Annotated in this window: 16 protein-coding genes and 1 riboswitch; of the genes, 11 read left to right on the top strand and 5 right to left on the bottom strand. The window is 41.4% G+C overall.

Annotation, left to right across the window (positions count from 1 at the left end; translation table 11 throughout):
* Positions 1 to 27: 27 nt before the first annotated feature.
* Positions 28 to 1,338, bottom strand: a complete 1,311-nt coding sequence (locus D0466_RS16935; RefSeq protein ID WP_233522685.1) for an ABC transporter substrate-binding protein — start codon at positions 1,336 to 1,338, stop codon at positions 28 to 30.
* Between the two features lie 329 nt (positions 1,339 to 1,667).
* On the opposite strand from D0466_RS16935, the gene D0466_RS16930 reads away from it, so the two are divergent.
* The gene (locus tag D0466_RS16930) at positions 1,668 to 2,582 is read left to right on the top strand and encodes a diacylglycerol kinase (RefSeq protein WP_117323726.1); all 915 of its coding nucleotides are present in this window, start codon (positions 1,668 to 1,670) and stop codon (positions 2,580 to 2,582) included.
* 290 nt (positions 2,583 to 2,872) lie between these two features.
* Here D0466_RS16930 and D0466_RS16925 read toward each other — a convergent pair whose 3' ends face one another.
* A complete protein-coding gene (locus D0466_RS16925; protein WP_117323725.1) occupies positions 2,873 to 3,088 on the bottom strand; it encodes a methionine aminopeptidase in 216 nt (71 codons plus the stop codon).
* A 321-nt stretch (positions 3,089 to 3,409) separates the two neighbouring features.
* Between D0466_RS16925 and rlmD the strand changes: the two genes are divergently transcribed.
* From rlmD to D0466_RS16905, 4 genes are all read left to right on the top strand, one after another.
* A complete protein-coding gene (gene rlmD / locus D0466_RS16920; RefSeq protein ID WP_117323724.1) occupies positions 3,410 to 4,780 on the top strand; it encodes a 23S rRNA (uracil(1939)-C(5))-methyltransferase RlmD in 1,371 nt (456 codons plus the stop codon).
* A 272-nt stretch (positions 4,781 to 5,052) separates the two neighbouring features.
* Positions 5,053 to 5,139, top strand: a riboswitch (cyclic di-GMP riboswitch).
* Between the two features lie 55 nt (positions 5,140 to 5,194).
* The gene (locus D0466_RS16915; RefSeq protein ID WP_117323723.1) at positions 5,195 to 5,875 is read left to right on the top strand and encodes a hypothetical protein; all 681 of its coding nucleotides are present in this window, start codon (positions 5,195 to 5,197) and stop codon (positions 5,873 to 5,875) included.
* A gap of 25 nt (positions 5,876 to 5,900) precedes the next feature.
* On the top strand, positions 5,901 to 6,821 hold the full coding sequence (locus D0466_RS16910; RefSeq protein ID WP_117323722.1) for an HD-GYP domain-containing protein: 921 nt from the start codon (positions 5,901 to 5,903) through the stop codon (positions 6,819 to 6,821).
* Between the two features lie 654 nt (positions 6,822 to 7,475).
* The gene (locus D0466_RS16905; RefSeq protein ID WP_117323764.1) at positions 7,476 to 8,450 is read left to right on the top strand and encodes a tRNA dihydrouridine synthase; all 975 of its coding nucleotides are present in this window, start codon (positions 7,476 to 7,478) and stop codon (positions 8,448 to 8,450) included.
* 1,167 nt (positions 8,451 to 9,617) lie between these two features.
* Here D0466_RS16905 and D0466_RS16900 read toward each other — a convergent pair.
* On the bottom strand, positions 9,618 to 9,770 hold the full coding sequence (locus D0466_RS16900) for a YjcZ family sporulation protein (RefSeq protein ID WP_117323721.1): 153 nt from the start codon (positions 9,768 to 9,770) through the stop codon (positions 9,618 to 9,620).
* A 1,099-nt stretch (positions 9,771 to 10,869) separates the two neighbouring features.
* On the opposite strand from D0466_RS16900, the gene D0466_RS16895 reads away from it, so the two are divergent.
* The 3 genes from D0466_RS16895 (at position 10,870) to D0466_RS16885 (ending at position 13,409) form a co-directional block, all read left to right on the top strand.
* Positions 10,870 to 11,367 (top strand): YehS family protein, encoded by a 498-nt coding sequence (locus D0466_RS16895; RefSeq protein ID WP_117323720.1) that lies wholly within the window; start codon positions 10,870 to 10,872, stop codon positions 11,365 to 11,367.
* Positions 11,368 to 11,395: 28 nt separating this feature from the next.
* Complete coding sequence (locus tag D0466_RS16890) at positions 11,396 to 12,103, top strand: M48 family metallopeptidase (protein WP_117323719.1); 708 nt, start codon at positions 11,396 to 11,398, stop codon at positions 12,101 to 12,103.
* A gap of 346 nt (positions 12,104 to 12,449) precedes the next feature.
* Positions 12,450 to 13,409: an aldolase catalytic domain-containing protein gene (locus tag D0466_RS16885; protein ID WP_117323718.1), complete on the top strand. Its 960-nt coding sequence runs from the start codon at positions 12,450 to 12,452 to the stop codon at positions 13,407 to 13,409.
* 18 nt (positions 13,410 to 13,427) lie between these two features.
* Here D0466_RS16885 and D0466_RS16880 read toward each other — a convergent pair whose 3' ends face one another.
* A complete protein-coding gene (locus tag D0466_RS16880) occupies positions 13,428 to 13,724 on the bottom strand; it encodes a glycosyl hydrolase family 95 catalytic domain-containing protein (protein WP_142919943.1) in 297 nt (98 codons plus the stop codon).
* A 203-nt stretch (positions 13,725 to 13,927) separates the two neighbouring features.
* Positions 13,928 to 14,083, bottom strand: coding sequence for a hypothetical protein (locus D0466_RS22300; RefSeq protein WP_158555934.1), 156 nt, complete (start codon positions 14,081 to 14,083; stop codon positions 13,928 to 13,930).
* Between the two features lie 670 nt (positions 14,084 to 14,753).
* On the opposite strand from D0466_RS22300, the gene D0466_RS16875 reads away from it, so the two are divergent.
* From D0466_RS16875 to D0466_RS16865, 3 genes are all read left to right on the top strand, one after another.
* Positions 14,754 to 16,823, top strand: coding sequence for a bifunctional aldolase/short-chain dehydrogenase (locus tag D0466_RS16875; protein WP_117323716.1), 2,070 nt, complete (start codon positions 14,754 to 14,756; stop codon positions 16,821 to 16,823).
* 187 nt (positions 16,824 to 17,010) lie between these two features.
* Entirely contained in the window at positions 17,011 to 17,670 is a 660-nt protein-coding gene (locus D0466_RS16870; protein WP_117323715.1) for a transaldolase family protein, read from the top strand.
* A gap of 16 nt (positions 17,671 to 17,686) precedes the next feature.
* Positions 17,687 to 19,195: a xylulokinase gene (locus tag D0466_RS16865; protein WP_117323714.1), complete on the top strand. Its 1,509-nt coding sequence runs from the start codon at positions 17,687 to 17,689 to the stop codon at positions 19,193 to 19,195.
* Positions 19,196 to 19,203: the final 8 nt, after the last annotated feature.

The following is a 19,203-nucleotide window of genomic DNA, read 5'->3' as shown; positions in this document are numbered from 1 at the left end:
CCTTTTTTCCAAATTATTAGTTTGGGATTACCTTTTAAGTTTTTTTACGTCATTCTCCGCTTTTTGCAATGCCTTTTCCGGAGTGCTTTTCCCCGTGATGGCAGCTTCGAGCTGCGGATCCACACGTGATGCATAGTCAGGATAATCGATTGGAGCCGGATGGAAACGAGTATCTTTCAGATTTTTCAACGCCTGTTCATACACAAGCTTCTCGTCTCCGGTAAAATCTTTTAGCACACTTTCGGCGGCTTTTTTATTAGCTACATTGTCATAATTCTTCTGTGCCCAGTATTTCTGTGCCTTTTCGCTGGCTAAATACTCGATGAATGTGGCTGCCTCTTTCGGATGTTTGGCCCCTTTAGGGATTTCCATCACAAAGCCGCCGCCTTCATTCCAGTTTCTGCCTTCCTCTTTAAAAGCAGGGATTGGAGCAATGCCAAAGTTCATGTCTTTTCCAGTGTCACGAATTTGTGTGTAGAAGCTTGCAATGTCAGTCCAAATGGCAACTTTTTCGGAAATGAAAGGGTTAGTCTGGCCGCTTCCGAACTCTGCTTGAAACGCTTGAACATTCTTGGCGCCTAAACGCTTGTGCCAACCTGCAACCCACTTCAGGGCTTCCACTTTATTCGGGGTGTTAATATACATTTCATTGCCCTCAAAGAAACCTTTCCCGTCATCAGCATTGGCCATCCAACTGCCGGCACCGAAACTTCCCCATGTCGGATAGAAACCGATGCGCTCATAAATGCCGTCTTTTTTAACGTCCAGTTTTTTTGCATGATCTTCAAGCTCTTTCCAAGTTTTCGGCGGCTGTTCCGGATCAAGGCCAGCTTCCTTATAGGCATCTTTGTTATAAAATAGAACCCGTGTATCTGTAGTGAATGGAACCCCATAGAATTTATCTTTATATTGAACCGTTTCCCAAAGGTTTGGGTATAACTCATCTTTAATACCTTCATCTATATACTGGGATAAGTCTTCGGATTGTCCATTCTCTGCGCGGTGGGCGACTGTATTTATGTCATTTACAATCACATCGGCAGGATTGCCGGCTGCTACAGCTGCCGTGTTCTTGGTCCAAATATCTCCCCATGGGACGAAAGTGTGTTTTACCTCAATTTCATCCTGGGACTTATTAAAGTCATCGACAATTTTTTCAATAACCGGCCTTCTTGTTTCCGATCCCCAGAATGTCTGAAAATCAATGACTACCTTTCCGTCTTTATTTTTTCCTTCAGCCTCGGTATTGTTTGAACAAGCTGATAAAACGAGGCTGCATAGCAGAAGAAGAATAAATCCTAAATGAAAACCTTTTTTCATGGCTGTTTTTTCCCCCATTTTTTGATATATAACTTACATCCTCTCTTATATACCACGAGTTCAAATTGCAAAACCTGTAAAATTTTACCTAACCCTGTCGAACGGTGTAGATGAGCAGAAGGTTAATAGGACGTTTGGCTAGGGTGTATAGGGCAGTTGGCGTACATACTAATATTTGATTTAACGGCGGATATAGAGGTAATATAGGGAAGAGCCAAAGAATAGGAAACTAAGCTGTGTGCATAGATGGACAGGGGATTTAGACCTGTTTCGTTGCTTTTTGAATCCTAAATCGTTAACATGAAAAATATGGAATTTGTTTATTTTACTAATAGGATGATGGGAAAATGAAAAGAGCAAGATTGATTTACAATCCGACATCGGGTCGGGAAGCGATAAAGAAGCATCTGCCTGAAGTGCTGGAAAAGCTGGAGCTTGCCGGTTACGAAGCATCATGCCATGCAACGACGGGGGAAGGCGATGCAACAAGGGCAGCGCGGATTGCGATTGAGCGGGGATACGATGTCGTGATTGCTGCCGGCGGTGACGGGACTATTTATGAGGTTGTCAATGGTCTTGCGGATACGGAGAAGCGTCCGAAGCTAGGGATTATACCTGTTGGAACAACTAATGACTTTGCAAGGGCCATCCATGTACCTAGGTCTGTCCAGGCGGCGATGGATATTATTGTTGCAGGCCATACGATGCCAATAGATATAGGGAAAATGAATGATCGATATTTTATTAACATTGCGGGCGGGGGACGCCTGACGGAGTTAACATATGAAGTGCCAAGCAAGTTGAAAACAATGATCGGGCAGCTTGCCTATTACTTAAAAGGCATCGAAATGCTTCCTTCCATCAGGGCAACCGAAGTTACCATCGAATATGACGGGAAGATTTTCGAAGGTGAAATCATGCTCTTTTTGGTTGCGAACACGAACTCGGTCGGGGGCTTTGAGAGATTGGCACCAGATGCTTCATTGAATGATGGCATGTTCACGATGCTGATTTTGAAAAAAACGAATCTCGCCGATTTTATCCGGATAGCAAGCCTGGCGATCCGCGGCGAACATATTCATGACCGTAACGTGATTTATCAAAAAGCAAACAGAATCAAGGTCACGACCAAAGACAAAATGCAGCTGAATCTGGACGGGGAATTTGGCGGATTGGCCCCGGCTGAATTCGTCAACCAGTACAGGCATTTTGATGTATTTGTCCCGCAAGGTGAATTGCCTGATGATCCAGCAAATCAGTAAGGCATGGAAATATGATGAAAAAGTTTTTTATCCAATGGAAAAACCTATCTCTAATTAACTTGCAGAGATAGGTTTTTCCTTTTTCGGATACAGGAGCATAAATAAAAATATATGAGCAGAATTACGGATATGAGTGAAAGTTAAAATATAGGAGCGAAAATCCAAATATGTAAGCGAAAAAATATCGAGAGAAATTTGATATAGTGCACCCAATTAAAAAAGGACCAGGTCCCCTTATTTCATTGTTGGCGGCTCAGTCCTTTGATTTAAAAATTGCACAATTGTCCATCTTATAATTCTGCATTCGTCTCGGCCCAATCTGAAAATGAGCCTGACCCATTGCAGCCGGAACAATCATATACGTGAGAATAGTAATATTCATTTGGCGCATAGGCGTTAAAACCTTTACCGCGGCAATCCGGGCATAACCCTTTTTCCTCCATATTAGATACATGCTTGGCATACCTGGAGGCATTCCATGCTGAAATGGCACTGAATAATCCCATTCTACTCACCTCACCTATTTGTAATTATTTTGCATATAAATAGGATTTTTATACACGAATTGAAACAATTTCCAAAGAATATTGTTATTACTATTTTTTATGAAAAAGGCCGGCATTTTGTGACTAAGCCCGGCAAAGAATTCTTGGCGTAGACGATATACTGCTTTGCAGCGAAACGATGACGTTGTCGACTTATAGCAAGGTTTCCGATTCAGCGTTTTTTCTAACGCTTTGTTTCACTGCCGCGATATATGATAAAATACTGTCAGTCTAAATAGCGGAATTCCTGGCAGGGGATTCTGATAGAAAAGGAAGTATAAAATGAAAAAAACAGCACCTGTTGCTAAAAATGATTTTATAGATGTTGTGTTCGAGGACCTGACCCATGACGGAGCAGGCGTTGCCAAGGTGGACGGATACCCGGTGTTCGTGCCCAATGGCCTCCCTGGGGAGAAGGCGAAAATTAAAGTGATAAAAGCAGGTAAAGGTTACGGATTTGGCCGGCTGATCGAGCTTTATGACAAAAGTGAGTATCGTGTTGAGGTTCCCGAAGGGGAAGCGCACAAATATGGAGGAACCCAGCTTAAGCACATCAGTTATGAAGGCCAGCTACAGTTCAAGGAAAAGCAAGTGCGTGAAGTGCTTTCACGTATAGGCAAGCTGGAGGACTTCAAAATTCATCCGATTCTAGGCATGGAAGAGCCTTGGCAATACCGGAATAAGGCGCAGGTTCCAGTCGGGGAAAAGGACGGCAAGCTAATTGCCGGATTTTTTAAGCCGCGAAGCCATGAAATCGTTGATACAAATGAAAGCTTGATCCAGCACCCCGCTGTCAATGAAGCCGTTCAGACCGTTAAGGAAATCTGCAGCCAGCTAGGCATCCAGCCGTATGATGAGGAAGCCCACAAAGGAGTGCTGCGCCATATCATGGCCCGATACGGAAAAACAACCGGGGAGCTTATGATTGTGATGGTCACCAGGACAACGGAGCTTCCCCAGAAAAATAAAATCGTTGAACAAATTGTGACCCGTCTTCCACATATAAAATCCATTGTTCATAATGTCAACTCGAAGCGGACGAATGTGATTTTAGGTGAAAAGACGAAAGTGCTGTGGGGAAATGAAGTGATTTATGATTTTATTGGGGACATCAAATTCGCTATCTCGGCCCTGTCATTCTACCAGGTGAATCCGGACCAAACCAAGGTTTTGTATGACAAAGCCTTGGAGTACGCAGGACTAACCGGTGAGGAATCAGTCATAGATGCCTATTGTGGGATCGGAACGATTTCCCTGTTCTTGGCGCAAAAAGCAAAGAACGTTTTTGGTGTGGAAGTAGTACCGGAAGCAATTGAGGATGCTAGGCGGAATGCCCAATTGAACGGCATAAATAATACGGAATTTGCAGCAGGGGAAGCGGAGGTTGTCATTCCGGAATGGTATAAGAAAGGAAATAAAGCTGATGTTTTGGTTGTGGATCCGCCCCGAAAAGGTTGTGATGAGGCACTCCTGCAGACAATCATAGACATGAAGCCGAAGAAGGTTGTGTATGTGTCGTGCAATCCTGCTACGCTTGCCAGGGATTTGCGGATTCTGGAAGATGGCGGATATAAGACGGTTGAAGTGCAGCCGGTGGATATGTTTCCGCAGACTACGCATGTTGAAGCTGTAGTGAAAATAGCTTTAAAATAAGGCAGCTACCCTTTAATGGGTGTTGCCTTTTCATGTTTCTTGAAATGGATTTACAAATCTGTATTGGATATTGATTGTTCTATCTGATTGACAGGTTACTTTTTCCATTTGGGGAGGAGAAAAGATGTATATTTAATCGAAGCTGGTCAATGAATGGCCGACTCAAACCTCGTGCATGATTTATTTTTCTGACAATGATGGGCAAAAAGTTATAAAAATTATCGAAATATTTGGTTAAATAATGGAAACTTGGTATAATGGTCCTGTTAGTACTATTCAAAGGGCAACCTATCTGAAAAGGTAAGGGCGCAAAGCTATAGGGGCTAAGGTATAAGGGACCATGCCAGCCAGCTGCAAACTCACATTTTCTGCATCAACCTTTCAAGATGGTTTTCCCAAAAAAGGGGGATTCCAATGTTCAGGAAAGTAATTAGTCTTGCCATGGTTTTACTGTTGACTGTCTCGTTTGGGACAAGCACTTTCGCTTCGATGGAGAGAGACAGGGAAGAAGCGTTGGAACAGATTGAAAAAACGAACATCGAAATCGACAAGAAAATCTCTGAAGCAGTCTTAAAAGCTGACGAAATGACTGGGAAATTTGTTAGAGATCTTCGCATTATTGAAGAAGGCAAGGAAGTTGTTGAGCTGAAAGAGAAAAAGGCTAAACTGGAAGTTGAATTACTAGGCGCTGACACTGAACATGCGATCAAAATTCGGGCGGAACTGATTAAAATAGACTTCGCCCTTGTTGAAGAGACTGGTGAGATTAACGCCAAGATTGCGGACATCAATGCCGATATCGCTGAACTGAATGCTTCGCTTGAATTTGGCAAAGATCCGCAAAAGATTACCGAGAAAATAACAGCGCTCGAAAATAAACTGGACCAAAGATCAGTACTATACTCGGAGAGGACCCGGAAATATACAGAGGAACTCGATAAGCTAATTCTTGAACTATATAATCAGACACTGAAGATGTCCCAGGAAACAATCAAGAAGGCCGCCGAGAAAGGGGTTCAAGCTGAATGTTCCTGGACTCTTGTAAAGTTGGGGAATCAGTGGGTATGGATTGATCCGATTCGGGTCCAGTATTAGGAGCTAGCCAATAGGGGGAACAGGTGTGGAAGGACTTTATCTGGGTATTGGTGACCAATACATCGAGAAAACCAAGCATGATTCATCAGAGTTTAGATTGCTTGCTAGAGGAAATGGAACGGAAATCATTATGCAAACGATTAACCGGGAAAAGATATTCTACCTCTATCCAGGTGATGTTCCGGATGCACTCGAATTCTTCTTTATTATCGAAGGAAGTTGTTGCGGCGAAGCCAGGGACAAGGAACATATTTTAGTATCAGGTGATTATTTTTATATCAAGAATTTAAAGGATGCAACGTACTTTAAAGCTTTAACGGATATAAGGTTGTTATGGATTTCAACCGAGCCTGTTTTCCATTATCTCAGCGAAAGCATTACCGAGTTGGTCAAAATCGTCAAGCAGGTAGAAGATAGAGACAAATATACGTTCCAGCACAGTCTTCGGGTTCAGGAATACTCGTTAAAAATTGCCAAGCATCTTAAGCTTCCAAAAGATGTTTTGGAAAACCTTTATTTTGCCTCGATCTTCCATGATGTCGGCAAAATCAAGATTCCCGAAGAAATTCTTAATAAACCCGGGCGTTTGGAAAAAGAGGAATTTGACGTGCTAAAGAAGCATTCCGAAGATGGTGCTGAACTGGTTCAAAAAACGTATTATGCCCACATAGGAGATATCATATTACAGCACCATGAGAGACTTGACGGATCCGGGTATCCATTTGGCCTTAAGGGTGATGAAATCCTGCTCGAGGCCCAGATTATAGGGGTAGCGGATACATACGATGCAATAACATCAGACCGAGTATACCGGAAAGGTGCTTCGCCTTCAGTCGGAATCAATGAATTGAAGCAGCACGTTGGAAGGCACTTCAGCAAACTTATTGTAGATGCATTTGAATCGATTCTTTTGGAAGAGTCAGCTGTGGAACGGGATTTAAAATAAGAATGTTTTGAGGAAGTATTGTTGCTTAAACATTTGGATGATGCTTAAATACGGCTAGGAAAAAAGGGTTTAATTCAATTTTTATAGTTAGCACTATAATCCGAGCTACCATTTTAATAATTTAAAGGTAGCTCTTTTTTATTTAGTAAAAGACTATGAAGAGATATAAGTAAACTTATGTTGAAAAATGTGTAAACTCACCAGGCATCTGTTATGTTGCCACATACACTCAACGCATGTAGAAGTCGTGACGAATTTGGAATTGAAGATGTCTAATTAAAAAATGCTCTTGCTAGTTAAAATAAACAATTGCCAGTCTGACCCTGATCCGCAAAAAATAATTTTGCGAATTCGGGGTCTTTTTCCTGTTAAACCCTTGTCAATCCAGTGTTCTTCCAATTTTCTTTTCAGTCTTTTTTAGCAAAACTTTATTTTAACCCGAACAGTGGAATACTGGTAAATGGGGTGAATTTTAGCAGGAGATATTTTGGTTGTACAGAGATGATTGTCAAGTTAAAATAAACATTTCCGATCAGTTTGATAAAAAGTTCTTAAGCATGGTATAAGTGTAAAAGAAGCAGGGACATTTTGCTTTTTAATTTTGGGATAAGGATTTGGCCTCGTATCCCATAATGAGAGGATTTGAATTTGAATATGAAAGATAATTTTTGGCGTGATTTACCACGACCTTTTTTTATACTGGCACCAATGGAAGATGTGACGGACGTTGTTTTTCGCCATGTGGTGACTGAAGCAGCCAGACCTGATGTGTTTTTTACAGAGTTTACAAATAGTGAGAGCTATTGTCATCCGCAGGGAATCCAGAGTGTGCGCGGGCGTTTGACTTTTACAGAGGATGAGCAGCCAATTGTAGCCCATATATGGGGAGATAAGCCTGAATACTTTCGGCAAATGAGTATTGGTATGGCCGAACTTGGGTTTCGGGGTGTGGATATCAATATGGGCTGTCCTGTACCGAATGTAGCACAGCATGGGAAGGGGAGCGGCCTTATCCTTCGTCCGGATGTTGCGGCAGATTTAATACAAGCAGCAAAAGCAGGAGGATTGCCCGTAAGTGTAAAGACAAGGCTTGGCTACACGGATATAGACGAATGGCGCGACTGGCTGACACACATATTGAAACAAGACATTGTTAATCTTTCCATTCATCTGCGTACCAGAGAGGAAATGAGCAAAGTAGATGCTCATTGGGAGCTGATTCCGGAGATTAAGAAACTTCGTGACCAGGTGGCACCAGATACACTCTTGACGATCAACGGGGATATCCCTGACCGTCAAACTGGCATGAAGCTCGCTCTTCAATACGGTGTTGATGGGGTTATGATTGGGCGTGGTATTTTCAATAATCCATTTGCCTTTGAAAAGGAGCCGAAAGATCATAGCAGTAAGGAATTACTTGATCTCTTAAGGCTGCATCTGGATCTTCATGATAAATATTCGCTGCGTCCGTTCAAGGCTCTTCATCGCTTTTTTAAGATATATGTCCGTGGGTTTCGAGGGGCAAGTGAATTAAGAAATCAATTAATGAGCACAGAGTCAACAGATGAAGTGCGTGAATTGCTTGATAACTTTGGGTTAATGAATCTTGATGGAATGGGGGAACAGTAGAAGTGTCCCCATTCAAGGTAAAAGCGAAGCACATTATTGCTTCCTTATTTTGATAAATTGTCAGCCTATAAGTAAAAAACACAATAAAATGGCGTTTTAAATGAAGTAGTGCCCAAGGAAACAGGTGATACTGGTTTCGTTAGTTTTTTTGTAAAATCACCACCATCCCTTGTGTTGTCAATTACAGTCCACAGATGGAAGTTGTGGCACGATTAAAAGTTTGAGTTATCTAATGCTTTTCCGAATTTGTCAGCTGTATTTTTTGCATGTTTGGTGTAACATGGGAATAAGTATCTAGGGTCATTGTTACGGTTGAATGTCCTAGACGTTCTCTAACAACTAGGATTTTCTGCTAATTTTAAAAGTATGATTGCATGGGTGTGTCTAAAATCGTGGAGGCGAATCTTAGGTACACTCGCTTTTTTTATTATTGAATCAAAATGAAGTGCTAAGGTTCTAGCGTATAGGGGTTGTCCATCTTAACGGCAGCATACTAAATCCATATTGTTATACTCAGAACCTAATGCAAGTTTGAATTGATTTTGTTGTGCTTTATACTTTTTCCATTCATTTACCAGGTCATCATCGAGGCAAATCATTCGTTTAGAGGAAGCTGTCCTCAGGCCGGAAAATCGAAAACGATCTTCGTCATAAATTTCTGATTGAGTAACACTTATCTTTTTTTTCAGTTAGATCAACATCTTTCCAACGTAACCCTAAACCAGCTATTACACTGGTAGAGGTAATCCCTTATCCCTGAAATAAGGGAAGAAGATAAATGTGTTCACGATATATGTATTCAAATAAAGGTCAACGGTATAGGTAACTTAATTAGAAGTAGCCGAATTTTCAAAAAACGGCCCCTTCGATCAGAGGTTTTCATGTTGTCGCCATTAACAATATAACTTATGTTGATTTCGCCCACATTGTTACTGGAATGTAAAAATATTATTCTGAAAAATTTACAGTAACAAAATAAGTACTTTATTCCGAGATAAAGCGCTGAGTGGTAAGTCTCAGCGCAACGTTTATATTAACGAAGTGAATCTCATAAACAGGACGCGGATATCCTGTTGGATACGGTTGGAGTTTGACTAAAACACGGATAAGGCAGGATGCTGTTAAAAACGGTGTATTACTAGAAAAGATGGTACAGAACTAGGAGGTTTAAAAGTTAAAACATGAGCAGCCAATGATAACCAATAAAATGAAAAGTACAATGATTAGAGCGAAACCGCCGCCAAAACCGCCGCCGAAACCGCCGCCATAGCCACCGTATCCATAACCACCGTAGCCACCACAACCACAGCCACCGAACATAACAACACCACCTTTCGAATGGGGATAGAATACCTTATGTCATGTTTCTTGTTTAGGTATAGGCATGTGTCTAGAAATGGGTATTTTTATTTCAGGAATTTTTTGAAGGCTACGAATTTGTTTGGGGTACGGGCAAGTAGCGAACAATACAAATCCCTAAAACAGTCCAAAAATATTCCTAAATAAAGTTGTGTTGCTTGGTAAATATCCTGTTAAATTTACATCATCGGGAATTGATTAAGGGACAATCTTTCTCAATTCCTATTTTTTTAACCGATACGCCATTCCTGGTGTCGGCTTACTGTGGCTGACACCAGGAATGGCGCTCATACCCGTTACATGCTTGCTTTAGTGAAACTAGATAAATACGTTCAGTTTTATCAATCCAATTCGTTTGAGAGTAATTTTCCGAATGTATTGATTGGGGGGGGGAATAATCACAAGTTTTATGAAAACGAATATCCATTTGTGGTTAGGTAAGTCAGATCCATTAAGGAGTAAGAAGCGGTTATTCGAAATTACAAAGAAAAGAGGTATCAGGAATTTAAAAGAAACGTTAGTTAGCACGAATGCTATGTCAATGAGTGATGAAGGAACCTTTAAAATCGTAATTCCTAATTAAAAAAGCGGCCACCGTTTAGATGACCACATGACCACAAAAACATCACACACTCTCTTTTTTTGCCCACCTTTAAGATTATTTTAAGTTATAATCTCAGTAGTAGCGTTATTGAGAATGCTTTAAAATCAGGAAAAGATAAATGGAGTTTGAATCATATCTAACCCTACGCATGTGGAAGCAGTCACTAAATTAATCTTGAAAGAGGGCAGCTAACGCGCTGGGAAGTTGCCTATTTACTTTTTTGATATCCGATTTAGCATCTATGGGACAAACAGCATTGATATAGCTTAATTGGACTGGTTTCAGTATGTGGCGATTAAAAAAGTGAAACATGGAAACTCTAACTACATTTGAGTGTTATCATGGCTTGAATACTAAAAGACAGCCGTGGAACATGCGAAGATTGAAATAAAGAGTGAACCAATAGTTCCTGTTTCTTTAGAGGACAATAATTAATTTAAATATAGGAGGTCTATTGTGGATAATAACGATATATTAGTTCGATTGAGATATGCAATGGAAATAAAAAATAAAGAAATGGCAGAGATATTTAAACTTGGCGGCGTGGATGTAACCGTACCAGAAGTAATAAAGATTCTCACAAAATCGGAGGAGGATGATGCTGAAAGTGACAATCAAATAAAATGTAATAACAGTATGTTTGATTCATTTTTAAATGGTTTTATTATATTTAAAAGAGGAAAACAAGAGCCGAGACCAGGACAGCTTGATACGCCAGAATCTTCCATAAAGAAAAGTGCAAACGTCAATAATCTCCTGTTAAAGAAAGTAAAAATAGCATTAGCATTAACTACTGAGGATATCCTGGATATATTCGAACTAGCAGGAATCACGGTTTCAAAAGGAGAACTTGGCGCTTTACTAAGAAAAGAAGGGCATAAGAATTATAAAGAGTGCGGAGATAAATACGCCAGGAATTTCTTAAAAGGGCTGGCTGTCAAATACAGAGGATAATGCATTAAAGAAGCTTACAGGTGATTACATGATACATACCTACTCAGGTGAAACAATACGTTTTGAAATCAGTTACAAAAATCGAACATCTATAGGAATTACGGTAGATCGTTTTGGAAATATTGAGATCCAGGCCCCAAAAGGGACACCGGATGATAGAGTGGTGCAGGTTATAGAGGAAAAATGGAATCTTATTCAGCAAAAAATAAAAGAAATGAAAGATAGGATGCTTGGGCCACAGAAAAAGGTCTATGAGTATGGCGAGAGTTTTCTTTATTTAGGAAATATCTATCCAATAGAGATCTTTCAAGATATAAATATAACGCAAGAACATGTAATGTTTAAAGAAGAAAAGTTACATATATATGTAAAGCAGTATGATGCTGAAAAAATAAAACAAGCTTTAAAACGGTTTTACTACCAGCAGTGTAAAGCTTTAGTGGAGAAAAGCATATCCTCCTATCGAAGTGATTTCAAAACAAAACCACGTTCTGTGCATATCTTTGATAGCAAAACAGCCTGGGGAACTTGCGATTCAAAACGGCAGTTAACATTTAATTGGAGACTCGCAATGGCACCACGGGAGGTAATCGACTATGTAGTCGTTCACGAAATGTGCCATATGGTTCATCTGAATCACGACCGATCCTTCTGGCGCCTAGTTGGTAAAATAATGCCTGATTATAAGGAAAAAGAAAACTGGTTGACTTTATCAAGCTGGAAAATGACTGTTTAACAGCCCCACACTAGTTACTAAATGCAAATGTGACAAAGAAAAAAATAAAATGCACCTTTCATGGGGAAGTAACAACTCACCATCATCCTTTGTATTGCCACATACACCTCGGATATGTCAGTGCGTGGCGCAACTGATTTTAAAATAAGGCAGTTAGCCCTCAAAAAAATGGGGGCTGCCTTTTGTGTTTCCTGTAACGGCTGTCGGGAATACTGGTGGCTTTACCTTCAGCTGCTCAGATTCTATACAGTAAATCTATTAAAGATTGACGTCTTTATATGAATCATGATATAAGCATAGATAAAACTATGTATGAGTAATCAGCAGAATAAGGGGAGGTTACAATTTGGAACATCAGAGCAAAATTTTAGACTGTACCATCCGTGATGGAGGTTTAGTCAACAATTGGGATTTTAGCGTCGAATTTGTTCAGGATTTGTATAATGGCCTAAGTGCAGCCGGCGTTGAATATATGGAGATCGGATACAAAAATTCCGCCAGACTTCTGAACGTGTCTGAGCCCAATCCGTGGAGATTTTTGGACGATAACTTTCTGAAAGAAATCATTCCTGAGAAAAAGTTCACGAAGCTGTCTGCGTTGGTGGATATTGGACGAGTGGATCCAGATGACATCCTTCCCCGTGAGCAAAGTGTTTTAGATATGATACGGGTGGCTTGCTATATCCGTGAAGTGGATAAAGGCTTAGAGCTAGTAAAACTATTCCATGATTTAGGTTATGAGACTTCACTCAACATAATGGCCTTATCCAGTGTACCTGAACAGCAGCTTTTAAAAGCGTTTGATATGGTGAAAGCAAGTCCTGTAGATGTTGTATATATTGTTGACTCGTTTGGAAGCTTAGACCCTGCGGATATTGAACATCAAGTGAAAAAATTTAGAGAGATGGTTCCGAATAAACAACTTGGGATCCACACGCATAACAACATGCAACTTGCATTCGCCAATACATTGGCTGCTTATCAAAGTGGGGTTACTTTCCTTGATTCATCTGTTTATGGCATGGGGCGTGCGGCGGGTAACTGTAACACAGAGCTTCTCGTTAGCTACATACAAAAACCAAGCTATGAACTGAAGCCGGTTCTTGGAGTTATTGAAAAGCATATGATAGAAATGCGTCAAAAGTGGGAATGGGGCTATATCATTCCTTACATGATCTCCGGTGTCCTCAATGAACATCCGCGAGTGGCGATGGCGCACCGTGACAGTGCAGATCGGGATAAATTTGTAGAGTTCTATGATAAGGTAACGACCCCAGAAGCCCCTTTGGCCCCAGCGTCAAAGTAGGTTAAAAAACTATCCCTCTCAAATGAAATGAAACGGATATGTATCCATTGTGGGAGCATAAGTAAGGCGGGCGGCTTTCCCTGTCCCTGGCATTTTGAAGCTGTTTTCAGGGGAATAAGAGGGAGCCGTTACCAGCCTGCCTTTATTGTCCTCCACCAAGAAATCTAACACAAATTCAGCAGAGCCTTTCATTAATGGGTAGGCCACATTTTCTAGATGCTTTTTGTCTTTATGAAATACATAGTGTTCCCTTAATGGAAGCGTCATCCATGGACCGCCCATCGGGAACATTCCCCAATCAATACCATCATGCACTCCGGTTCTGCCAATTCACGCCGGTAATTTTGCACTTAGCCATTTTCACCTAGATCTATGGTTAAGTCCCCCAAGGTCTGATATGATCGGACACTTGGCGGTGTAGCAAGGATATATTATCTGCTAATGATTTAGCTTCTTCATTTTTCCCATTAAGCAGTAATCGTTGCATTTCAGGCAAATATTCTAATGCCTTCGGATTGTTATCGTTTACCGGAGCACCAGCCTAGAGACTTTCCACGTACAATTGTAGATGTTCCTGTATCACGCCTCCAAAAACCCATGGCATCCAGTCTCCCATTACCAATAGGGAAAGCTTGCAGCCAATCATTTGCCGCCTGGTCAAACCGTAACGTCATGTCACTATCTGAACCATTTTTTATCAGTAGAGTTTGCTTTTTGTGATACTTGTGTAAGACCGTTTACAGTAACGATAAGAGAAGCAGAATATAAAAATTATTGATAGGCTTTTTTTCTTAATCATGATCTTTTTCTAACCTCCAGCATTCATAAAACTCCAAAATGAGAACGGTTACATTTCTCTGTGATTAGGCAAGTATTCTATCCATGGAAAATTCACCTCGTTTAAAATGATGGGTCGATTAGTAGCCGAAATTGAAAAGAGTACCGCTAATTTAAACGGAACTTGTGCTGGTCGGGGTGTATATAGAAATAAACACTCTTTTAAAGGATAGTCACACTATTGTTGTTTTTAATTTAACACTAGGTAAAATAAATCAACAAAAATACATTTGTTTTGATTTATTTAATTCTGTTTGTTCTTTTTGTTGGTTTCGCTAAATTTATTTTTTTTCGGAGAGGGTGCATCCTATTATAACATTCACACAATCTACTAATTTTACCGGGCAAATAATGCTAATTGTAAATTGTTTTCAGTTATGGGCAACTGTTTTTTTGTATACACACATAATACAAAATAAATAAAAGTTTATCTTTATATTTCAAAAGCAAACAAACATAGATTATAATGATAACAGGATATAACAAACATAAAACGGAGGGATACGGATGGTTAAGAATCTTTGGGAGTCTGAAAAGGCTTCACAGATAACAAATGGGGTAGAGGAATTGGTTTACCGATCGAATTTGATTGGAACAGACCGCACAGTTTGTAACTGGGGTGGCGGCAATACTTCCATGAAGACGATTGAGAAGGATTTTCGCGGACGTGATATAGAGGTTATGTGGGTAAAAGGAAGCGGCTCCGATTTGGCGACTATGAAAGCGCAAAACTTTACCGGGCTCAAGTTGGATGATATCCGTCCTTTGATTGAACGCGAGGAAATGTCAGATGAAGAGATGGTTGCGTATCTTTCTCACTGCATGATCGACAGCAAGCATCCAAGGGCTTCGATTGAAACACTGCTGCATGCATTCCTGCCTTTTAAGCATGTGGACCACACGCATCCGGATGCAATCATCAGTATTTGCTGCGCTGATAATGGCAAGCAGATTGCGGAAGAGATTTTTGGGAACCGTTTTGTCTGGGTACCGTATGTGCGCCCTGGTTTCACACTGTCGAAAATGATTGCCGAGGGAGTCAAAAACAATCCGAATGCCGAACTTGTTTTAATGGAAAAGCACGGGCTTGTTACCTGGGGAGAGACCTCCGGGCAGTCCTACGCAAAAACAATAGCAATCATTAACGAAGCCGAAGAATATATGAATGAACGGATAATTGAACAATCCGTTTTCGGCGGGCAAAAATATGAATCTCTCTCCGACGAAGATGCGGCAGTGTTGCTTGGAAAAGTAATGCCGGTCATCCGCGGCTCTGTAAGCGATGAAAAGAAAATGATTTTATCCTTCGATCGCGGGGAGGATGTCCTCCAGTTCGTTAACAGCCTCCAGGCACCTGAACTGTCACAGATTGGAGCGGCTTGTCCGGACCATCTGGTGCATACGAAAATGAAACCGCTGTTTGTGGAATGGGACCCCCAAACAAAGGACGCAGAATTGCTGATTTCCAGCATCAAAGAGGGAATTGAGGGATTTAAAGAGGAATACAGAAATTACTTTGAACGGAACAAGTATGAAGGCGATAAAATGTTCGAACCGGCACCGCGCGTCATACTGATTCCCGGAATTGGCATGGTGAACACGGGCAAGGATGCAGCAAATTCCAGAGTAAGCGGAGCCCTTTACAATCGGGCAATTGCCGTAATGAAAGGCGCTACTGCACTCGGGAATTTTGTTTCTTTGAGTGAGAATGAATCCTATAATGTGGAGTACTGGCCATTGGAGCTTTACAAATTAACCTTAGCTCCAGCCGAAGCTGAATTTTCCAGGAAAGTGGCATTCATCACCGGAGGCGCAGGCGGAATTGGAAGTGAAACAGCACGGCGCCTTGTATCTGAAGGTGCCCATGTTGTACTGGCAGACCTAAATCTTGAAGGGGCGGAAAACGTCGCTGCCGAAATCAATGAAAAGTTTGGCGCCGGGCGCGCAATGGCAATCAAGATGGACGTAACCAAGGAAGAGCAGGTGCTTGAAGCATTTGCGCAAACAGCACTTGCATTTGGCGGAGTCGACATTATAGTCAACAACGCCGGCCTTGCAACATCAAGTCCAATAGATGAAACTACTCTGCAGGAATGGAACCTGAATATGAATGTGCTCGGGACAGGATACTTTCTTGTGGCCCGTGAAGCGTTCAGGCAAATGAAGCAGCAGGGACTGGGCGGCAACATGGTATTTATCGGGTCGAAAAACTCTGTCTACGCCGGTAAAAATGCCGCAGCCTACAGCTCGGCCAAGGCACTGGAAACTCATTTGGCCCGCTGCATTGCTGCTGAAGGCGGGGAATTCGGTATCCGTGTCAACTCTGTCCTGCCGGATGCCGTCCTGCAAGGTTCGGCAATATGGGGTTCAAGGTGGAGGGAGGAAAGGGCTGCCGCATATGGCATACACCCGGACCTATTGGAGGAGCATTACCGCAAACGGACAACGTTGCTTGTGAATATTTATCCTAGAGATATTGCCGAGTCTATTGCATTTTTGGCGTCTTCAAAAGCAGAGAAAACAACCGGCTGCATGATCACCGTGGATGGCGGGGTAGCGGCAGCGTTTACCAGATAATCAAAATCAAAGATTATCAACAACTTAAGTCAAGGAATTTTTATCTTTCATTACGAAGATAAAAGTTCCTTGTTATGTAGTTTTATTGATAAGTATAATTACAGATTTCCCATATGACCGAGTTCGATACCAAATAATTTTTAGTAATGTTAACAGGAAATTTATTATTTCGAGGTGATTGTATCCTATGGAGATTTTTATTGATACGGCGGATATAAAAGAAATTAAATCTGCTTCACAGCTGTCTATTCTGGATGGTGTTACAACAAACCCTACGATTTTGTCTAAGCAAAAACTGCCGCCAAGGGAAGTTTTGGTGGAAATTAATTCATTAGTGAGGGGCAAGGTGTGGTACCAGGTAACAAGTGAAAAGGCTGGAGATATGGTGGATGAAGCAAAGGAGATGATTTCGGTTATTAACAGACCGGTCATCAAGCTTCCAATGGGTGTGGAAGCATTAAATGCCTGTCATATCCTCTCCAAAGAGGGAATTGAGACAAACATGACCCTGGTTTTTTCTGTTTCACAGGCGATACTTGCAGCAAAAGCAGGGGCAAGCTATGTCAGTCCTTATGTAGGAAGGATTAATGATACAGGATGGTCGGGATACCAGCTTATAAGAGAAATAGTGAGTGTCTATGAAAAACAGCAATTTAATACAAAGGTAATTGGAGCAAGCTTAAGGGGAAGCTATGACATAGTCGAAATGGCCATGCTTGGTGCCAAGGCTGTAACAATGCCTTATAAAATATTCTCGGAGCTGATACGGCATCCAATGACAGATATAGGAAGGACTCAGTTTGATAATGATTGGCAAGGACTGCAGGACCATTTAAAAAATATGTAAGCCTGGAGGAGTAGCAATGCCTGCATACATTATTGCTCATGATATTGGTACGACCAACCATAAATGTACTGTTTTTAATGATGAGGGGGAAGTTGTTTCCTCCGCGGCAAGAGCTTATCCTACTTTTTATCAAAAAGGCGGCATTGCAGAACAAGATCCGTCGGACTGGTGGAGAAATTTCTGTGAGACAACGGTACAGGTGTTAAAGGATATTAATCCCCGGGAAATTGCGGGTATCTCCTTCAGTGCCCATATGAACGGCTGTCTGCCAGTCGATTCGGACGGCAAACCCCTAATGCGGTCGATGATCCATGCGGATACAAGAAGCAGTGAAATAGAAAGTGAGATTTACTCAAAAATCAGTGAAGATCAGCTGTATGGGATCACGGGAAATCGGCTTGAATCACGGTATCCATTATTAAAGATGTATTGGATGAAGAAAGAGAACCCTGAAATGTACAGCAAGGCAAAATACTTTCTTCAGGCTAAAGATTATCTGGCCTTTAGGCTGACTGGCAATTTAGGGGTCACGGATTATTCAGATGCCTCTTTGACGGGTGCTTTCAATTTGGAAACCAGGGATTGGGAAGCTTCTATCTTTAAAGAAACCGGACTTGATTTAACCAAAATGCCAACACCAGTCCCTTCAACCGAGGTAATTGGTTATGTGCAAAAAAGTACAGCACTGGTAACGGGATTGGTCGAAGGAACCCCTGTCATCATTGGAGGAGGAGATGGGGCTTGTGCAACAGTAGGAGCCGGCTGTCTGGCAAAAGATGAGACATATCTCAGCCTGGGAACAACTGCATGGGTTTCAAAGGTTGCGGACAAACCATTTATTGACCCAGATAAGCGTGTTTTCACCATTTGTGATTTAAATCCAAAATACTATAATGTCCTGGGAACGATGCAAACGGCCGGTTCCGCTTATGAATGGGCAATAAAGCAGCTTTCTTCAATAACAGATTGGGAAACTGTGTCCGTGGAACCCGAATACAGTGATTTTGAGACCCAGCTTAAAACGGTTCCTGCGGGTTCCCGCGGAGTAATCTTCCATCCGTATTTACTAGGAGAACGTTCACCTATATGGAATGACAAGGCGAGAGGAAGCTTCTTTGGACTAAGCCTCGAACATAATCGTTTTGATATTGCGAAATCTGTACTGGAGGGCATTGCCTTTTCCCTTGCCAGCATATCAGAAATTATAAATAACGCAGGCAGCAAACGAGAAATAAGAATGATCGGCGGACTGGCCAAAAGCGGGACATTTATCCAAATCATAAGCGATGTTTTGAATCTCCCTGTCCGGTTAACAGAAAATGCCTCCGAAGCAACTTCAATCGGGGCAGCCATTGCAGGAGGAGTTGGCGTTGGTATGTTTCCAAGCTTTGAAGATGCCGCTTCCCTGATTCATACTGGAAATATATACGAACCAAACCAGCAGCATACTGAAATCTATGCTGAACAACTTGAACGATTCAAAGTCCTTTATGATCGAATAAAAGATATACCTTTTTACACATAAAACAGATG

Origin of the sequence: Peribacillus glennii, assembly GCF_003429105.1 — a bacterium.
GTDB classification, from domain to species: Bacteria; Bacillota; Bacilli; order Bacillales; family DSM-1321; genus Peribacillus; species Peribacillus glennii.
The sequence above is the reverse complement of the archived record's forward strand: the minus strand, read 5'-3'. Positions and strand labels throughout refer to the sequence as shown.